General features: G+C 72.3%; 6 protein-coding genes. All 6 read left to right on the top strand.

The genetic code is table 11. The annotated features are described in order from the left end of the window. Positions 1–504: hypothetical protein (locus ON39_RS35325; RefSeq protein ID WP_040740682.1), on the top strand; the 504-nt coding region annotated here is incomplete at its 5' end. Beyond that, positions 486–1,781: a tetratricopeptide repeat protein gene (locus ON39_RS35320; protein WP_146251299.1), complete on the top strand. Its 1,296-nt coding sequence runs from the start codon at positions 486–488 to the stop codon at positions 1,779–1,781. The genes ON39_RS35325 and ON39_RS35320, both read left to right, overlap by 19 nt. Beyond that, a complete protein-coding gene (locus ON39_RS35315; RefSeq protein WP_040740679.1) occupies positions 1,778–3,055 on the top strand; it encodes an aKG-HExxH-type peptide beta-hydroxylase in 1,278 nt (425 codons plus the stop codon). Before ON39_RS35320 ends, ON39_RS35315 begins: the two co-directional genes overlap by 4 nt. After that, entirely contained in the window at positions 3,052–4,320 is a 1,269-nt protein-coding gene (locus ON39_RS35310) for an aKG-HExxH-type peptide beta-hydroxylase (protein WP_040740678.1), read from the top strand. Before ON39_RS35315 ends, ON39_RS35310 begins: the two co-directional genes overlap by 4 nt. Beyond that, entirely contained in the window at positions 4,317–5,378 is a 1,062-nt protein-coding gene (locus ON39_RS35305; RefSeq protein WP_146251298.1) for a HesA/MoeB/ThiF family protein, read from the top strand. Before ON39_RS35310 ends, ON39_RS35305 begins: the two co-directional genes overlap by 4 nt. After that, positions 5,375–7,249, top strand: a 1,875-nt coding sequence (locus ON39_RS35300) for a hypothetical protein (RefSeq protein WP_040740676.1), incomplete at its 3' end; no start/stop codon positions are given. The genes ON39_RS35305 and ON39_RS35300, both read left to right, overlap by 4 nt.

Raw genomic sequence — 7,249 nt, 5'->3', positions numbered from 1 at the left:
CAGTACGCGCGCGAACTCCCCGCCGCCACAACGGTTCAGCGCGGTCTCGGGCTGATGAACATCCACCCGCTGCTGGAGACCCGCTCCATCGAGATGGCCTGGGCGGGCGACCTCGACCGCGCGATCTGGTACGCGGACGAGCTCACCCAGGTCGATCCCATGGACGGCAAGACCCACGTCCGACTCGGCGAATTGTACGTGCGCAGAAAGGAACCGCGCGCCGCGCGCCGGGCGTATCTGGCGGCCGCCGCCCTCGGCGCCCCGTACGCGGCGCTGGCCTGGTACAAGGCCGCGCGCACCGCCGAGGACGGCGACACCTTCCACGCGCTCGCCCTGGCCTGCGCCACCAGCGAGGATCCGGCCGCGCTCAGCCCGCTGGCCGAGCTGGTGCGCTCGGCGCGCAACACCGGCGACGAACCCCTGCGGGATTGGGCCGCAAGGGAATTCGTCGCGCTGCGACCCGGTACCGACACTCAGGAGGTCTCGTGCGTACCGAATTCTTGAGAGCCGCGAGCGAGCGCGGGCATCGAACGTACCCGGGGACGCTCTCGCGGGTCCTGCTCCGCGCGTACTTCGACCTCACCGACGAGCACGGCCCGATCCACGCCCAGGGCGTCGCGGACGCGGGCCGCCACCTGGTCGCCGGCGAACCGATCCCCCCTTACCAGATCAATACCGCGAGCCTGCTGCGCAAGGCGCTGGTCGAGGAGTGCGGCGTCGGCGACGCGCACGACCCGACCGCGGTGCCGGTCGGCGAGCGCTCGACCCGATGGGCCGTGCTGTGCGACCTCATCGACGAGTGGCCCGCGCTGACCGACCCCGAGCGGCTGCGGGTCGCGGCGGTGCTCAACAAGCTCGGCTGCTGGTCGTCCGTCGTTCGCCGGGTTCCGCCGAATCTGCCTGCGGCAGAATCGGAGTGGGCGGCCAGGCTCGCGATGCTGCGCTGCAACGCGCTGTTCAAGTCGGGAAACCGGGACACCTCGGTCGCCGCCTTCCAGGAGGCGCAGCGGATCATGGCGGCCACGGCGCAGCATCCGCGCTACCCGCTCGAACTGCGGCTGTCCGCCGCGGTCGGCCTCGTGGTGCACCATGCGAAGAGCGACAAGTCGCTGGCGGCGATCGACGAGTGGGCGACCATGGCGACCCTGCTGTGGCATCGCGCGGGCCGCGACGCTTTGGGGCCGGTGACCGTGAGCGCGTACTGGCGCGGGATCAGCTTCGTGCCGTTCCTGCGCCACGACTTCCCGCGCATGCAGCAGATGCTGGCCAAGGCCGAGCAGGCGGCGCGCGCCGCGCTGACCGACCCCGGCGCCGATCCGCTGCTGGCCAGGGAGAATCTTCATCCACTGCTCGAGACGAGGGCGCGGGCCTGGATGGGAGTGGGAGACGCCGAGGCGGCCGAGCAGTACTACCGGGAACTGATCACCCACGATCCGCTGGATCCGAAGGTGCATGTCCGCCTCGGCGATTTCCTGCTGCGTGAATCTCGTTGGGAGCAGGCCCGATCCGCCTACGAGCAGGCGGCCCTGCGCGGCGCGCCCTACACCTCGTACGCGTTCACCCAGGCCGCGCGCTGCTCGTTCCACCTCGACGAGCCCGAGCGCGGCATCGCGTCGCTGATGCACGCGGTGCGCGTCGATCCACGCTCGGTCACCCCGCTGATCGAGTTGCGCCGCGCCGCCGGCCCGACCGGGCTGTCGAGCATCGCCGCCTGGGCGGCCGACCGGCTCGACGAACTGGCGCGGCCCGACCGACTCCATCTTTCGAGGAGCACCTCATGACCACCATCGAGACCGACCCGGTCGGCGCGGAGGCCGCGACCTTCCGCCCGTCCGCCGACAACCACGCCGAGGTCGCCGACCTCCTCGTCGCGCTGCGCCTGCGTCAGCTGGCCACCCTCGCCGGGATCAGCCGACGCCTGTGGCCCGAGTCGCCGGGCGCCGTCGCGGACGTCCTCGCCCGGCTGCCGGAACTGGCTGCGCCGCAACGCGTTCTGCTGGCGAACGACCCGTTCTTCCACGCGTCGTTCACCGGCTTGGTCGCCGCGCTGCGCGGCCACGATCACGCCGCGGCCCGGCGCAGCCTCGCCCGGCTGATCCCGACGCTGCTCAGGCCCGCGGCGCGGCTGCTCACCGGGCCGATCGCACTCGAGATCGGCCCGGGCGGGACCCTCGGGTTGAACGCGTCCGGCCTGCGGCTGCGCCTGGGCGCCGACGCGGCCGGGCAGACGGTGCTGATCGGCGCCGCCGACGGAGTGCTCGAATGGCGGCTGGATCGCCTGCGGAGGGGCACGATCGCCCCGGGCCGTCCCGGCTGCCGCAGCACCGAGCTCGTCGCCGGCACCCGCGCGACGGCCTTCGACGGCGAGGACGAGCGGCTGCCCCAGATGCTGGTCGAGATCGGCTCCGACCCAAGCGGTTTCGCCACCGAGACGGTCGCGCCCGCCACCCCCACCGTCGCCATGCGCGAGCAGCTCGCGGGGTGCTTCGACCGGCTGGGGCGGTGCTGGCCCGAGGCTCGCGCGGAGATCGAGGCGGCCGTGCGGCTGATCGTGCCGATGCGCAGCGAACGGACCTCGGCCTTCTCCAATACCGCCTGGCAGGGCGCGATCTTCTTGCGCGACGACTTCGCCGACCCGCTGTTCCTGATCGAGCGGCTGGTGCACGAGTCGAGTCACGTGCGGCTCAACGCCGTGATGGTGTTCTCGCCGCTGCACCACCACGCCTGGGACGACCGCGTGGACAGCCCGTTCCGGGCCGGGCCGCGTCCGGTCACCGGCCTCATCCACGGCGCGTTCGTCTTCACCAGGGCGGCCGAGGCGCTGCTGCGGGTGGCCCGCGACACCCCGGCCGAGCACCGCGCCGCCGCGCAGGCCGGAGCGCTGCTGGACAAGGTCGAAAATGCCCTGGCGACAGTGCGTTCGGCGGTGCGGCTTACCGCCCACGGCGAACGCCTGACCGGCGAGATCGCCGCCGCGCACGCCGCGCTGCTCGAGCAGTGCGGCGACGCGCGACCCACCGAGAACCCCTCCGATTATCTTCTGGAAGAAATATGAGCGACCAGACAGCTCTCACCACGACACTCGACGCCCGGTCGCTCGATCGACTGGCCCTGACCACCGTCCAGGACTTCGCGTACCTGCGCTACACCGAACGGCTGCGCGGCTCCGTACCGCGCGTCGTCCGCCGGATCGGCGCGCTCGGCGGCGCGGACATCGCCTTCATGCTCGACGCGTGGTGCGACGTCTTCCTCGCCCTGCCGGAAGCGGCGGCGCGCCGGGTGGTTTCGCACCCGTTCTTCAATTACTACTGGCTGCAACTCTCCGACGCGTGCCTGCGCCGCGACCACGGGTTCCTGAGTGAGTGGGCGCACCATCTCCCCCGCTTCCTCGTCATCCCCGCGCTCGAGCAGGGCCTGCCCATCCCGACCCCGGTGCTCGTGCCCGCCGGCCGCCCGGAGCTGCGGCTGCCCGGGTCCTCGGCGCACCTCGTCTTCCACACCCGCGCGCAGGGCCTGCGGGTGTTCTTCGACGATGACGGCGACGGCGTGCTGCGCGGCGATACCGTGCGCATCCCGGGCCACTACCCGAAGGACGAGTCGGCGGGCCCGCTCGGCTCGGTGACCCGCGTCGCGCACCCGACCATCCCGGACACCGGCATCGAGATCGACGCGGGCGACCCGTGGCTCGCGCGGTTGATCGCCTCGATGAACGGCAAGCCCGCGCAACCCGGTTATCCCGCACCGGATCTGGCTCTGATGACCGAGCCGGGCGCGACGAAGATCCGGCAGATCGGCGAGTCCTTCGAGCTCATCGAGCGCGTGTGGCCCGAGCTGGCCGCCGAGATGACCACGCACGTACGGCTTTTCGTGCCGTACCGCAGCGCCTTCCACTCCAGTTTCACCGAGGCCTGCATGATGGGCGCGGTCTTCCTCTCCGAGGCCATGTGGCCGTTCAGCGATATCGCCTACACCGCCGAGCATTTCCTGCACGAGGAGGCGCACCTGCGGCTGACGCTGATCGAGGAGCTCGACCCGCTGCTCTCGCCCGCCGAGGACGTCACCTACGACTCACCGTGGCGCGCCGACCCGCGCCCGCTGTCCGGGCTGATCCAGGCCTGCTTCGCGTTCGGGCGCATCGCGGCCTTCCACCGCCGCGCGCGCGAGGTGACCGGCGAGAGCGTGCACGACAAGCGGCTCGCCGAGACCGTCGACCTGCTGGCCCGGGGCATGGCCGAGGTCGAGTCCGGGCCGCGGATCGAGTTCACCGAGGTCGGCGACCAGCTGTGGTCGCAGCTGCGCGAGGAGGCGAGCGCGCGATGACCGAGCTGGTCCGGCTGCGGGCGCGCACGCGCATGATCTGGAGCGGTGACACGCTGCTCATGCAACTCGGCACGCGCAACCTGCGGCTCGCGGGCTTCGACGAACCGCAGGTGCCCGCGCTGCACGAGCTGAGCAGCGGCGCCCCGGCCGACCGGGTGCGCGAATCGCCCTGGATGGCGGCGCTTTTGGACGGCGGCTTCCTCGAGGCCGTCGCGCCGCCGTCCGACGACCCGGATCTCGCCCGGTTCGATCGGCTGCTGAACTATCTGTCCGAGCTGGAGTCCGACACGGTGAGCCGATTCGATCTGCTGGCCCGGCTGCGCGGCAGCAGCGTACTGCTCGTCGGCCTCGGCGGCATGGCCAGCTGGGTGGCCTACAACCTGTTGTGTTGCGGGATAGGCAATTTCACGCTGGTGGACGGCGACACCGTGGAGGCCTCGAACCTCAACCGCAGCATCCTGTACACCGAGCAGGACATCGGCAGGCCCAAGGTGCTCGCCGCCGCCCATCGGATGCGAGAGTTCGCCCCGCGCACCGAGATCCGCCCCGTGCGGACCTATGTCGGCGGTCCCGAGGACCTGCGGGAGCTGGCGGAGCAGTCGGATCTCGTTCTCGGCTTGGCCGATCAGCCGCCGTGGCGGATCAAGGAGTGGGTGGCCGCGGTGGGACTGGCGACCGGCACGCCGTTCGTGCAGGCCAGCGGGGGCCGGGTGGGTCCCTTCCACACGAGGCCGGGCACGGCGTGCACGATCTGCGACTGGACCCGTCAGATCGAGCGGGAGCCGCGCTACGGCGAGCTGCTGCGGCGTCAGAGCCTGCTTCCGCGCGGGAACTCCGGGGCGTTGAGCCCGGTCGGCTCCATCACCTCCGGCATCGTCTGTCTCGAGGTCGTCCGCTACCTCCTGGGCATGGAACCCACTACGGCGGACCGGATCTGGGAGTTCCGCGGGGATCTGTCGTCGGGCTACCAGGAGTGCCCGCCGCATCCGCGGTGCGGTCTCTGCGGCTCCGCCGAGCAGCGGGCGGCCACGCCGTCCGAGAGCCTGGCCCAGCGATGACCGGCGCGTGGCGGCCCCTCGGCGAGGTCGAGCACGACGGGGTGCGCTACACGTTCTGGCAGCACCCCACCGGCGCGACGCATCTGCACCGGCACGCCGACGAGCCGGAGTTCGGGTTCGGCATCAGCTTTCGCACCCCGGCCGCCGACGACAGCGGATTACCGCACGCCGTCGAGCATCTCGTCGGCACCGGGTCACGCAGGTACCCGATGAGCAGCGCCCTGCTGACCGCCGCCTACCGCAGCTGCTCCGGGTTCATGAACGGCCTGTCGGAGACCGGCCGCACCACCTACGCCTGCACGGCCACCGACGAGCGCGACTACGCCGATCTGCTCGAGGTCTTGCTCGACGGGCTGTACCACCCGCTGCTGCGCCGACGCGATTTTCTGCGGGAGGTCTGCCGAGCGACCGCGGGCGCGGGCGGCTCGGGGGCCCAGTGGCGCGGCATCATTCGCAGCGAGATCGCGCTGAAGGCCGAGACGCCGGCGCAGTGGTTCGGCCGGCTCGCGGTGCGCCGATTCCGCCCCGACGACCCGGCGCAGTTCCGCCACGACGGGACGCCGGGCGGGCTGTCCGGCCTCGAGTACGAACCGTGCGTCGCCTTCCACGATGTGTACTACCGGCCGGAGGAGGCGCACTCGTTCGCCAGTTCGCCCGACGCCGAGCCGACCCTGACGGCGCTCGCGTCCGCGCATGCCGAGCGCTCGCGCGCCGGGGTGCACCATGGTCCGCCCGGCGGGCGAAAAGCGTTGCTGCACGGCCCGATCGGCCCGGCCCCGCGGTACTGGGCCGCGGCGCGGATCCAGGTATCCGGGTGCGGATGGAACGCGTGGCACGAGGCCGAGGCCCTGACCCGCGCCCTGGCGTCGGACCACCGCGGCCGGGACGGCCGGTGGACGATCGTCAACCCCGCGCCGAGCGGTACAGGAGTCGTTGTCTACGTGGGCATTCCGACGGACGGCGACGACACGCCCCACGCGCTGTCGCATCTTCGCGTACTCGAGGCGGCGGTCCGTCACGCACGGGCGAATCCCGCTCCGCTGGAGGGCTATTCACCCCTCGACCTGCTGGGCGTCCCGTATCGGACGATGCCGCCGTCGGTTTCGTGGGGACTGGCCCTCGCCGGTCCCCGGGTCGCGGGGCACGCCCCCCTGGCGCTGCTCGGCGCGCGCGGATGCGACCACACTCCCCCGTCGCGGATGGAGCTCGGCATCGTCACCGACGCCGGGCAGGCCGGAAACGACCCGGGCAGGCCGACGCCCGCGCGCATTCGCCAGGACACCGCCCTGTGGCGGGCACGGATCGGCGATCAGGACGCCTCGGTCCTGCCGCTGCGTCCCCTGCGCGCCCGCACCGTGGCCACCCATCCGGTCGTCGAGCACCTGGCGCCCGGCTTGGAGCTGTGGCCGAGCGACGAACCGACCCGCACGCTGACCCACGTGCTGCTGCCCGTCGAGCCCGACTCCGCGTTCCTGATCGACCCGCTCGTCCGCTTCCTGCGCACGGCCACCGCGAAGATCCCGGTTCCCACCTGCATGCCGCGTCCGGCGCTGCGCACCGGCGCGGTGATGGCGCGCGGCAGCGGCGCGGGCGCCACGGTGGATCTGCTGTTCGACGGTTGGTCACCGCGCTTCTGGACCGCCCTGCTGACCACGATCGCCGAAACGCCCGCTCTCACAACGGCACTCGTCGCGGCGATCACGCGGGCCCTGCGGCAGCGCTCGTTCACCCTCGTGTCCGCGCCCCACGAAATCGTCGCGAGCGCCGCGGTCGCGCGGGTCTCGCGGGTCGGCGCGGCGCACGACGCGGTCACCGGCCTGCCCGCCATGGCGCGGTGGCGATCGCTGTTCGCGGCGGGCGTCACCGACGGA

The organism is Nocardia tenerifensis NBRC 101015 (assembly GCF_000308715.1).
Lineage (GTDB): Bacteria > Actinomycetota > Actinomycetes > Mycobacteriales > Mycobacteriaceae > Nocardia > Nocardia tenerifensis.
The sequence above is the reverse complement of the archived record's forward strand: the minus strand, read 5'-3'. Positions and strand labels throughout refer to the sequence as shown.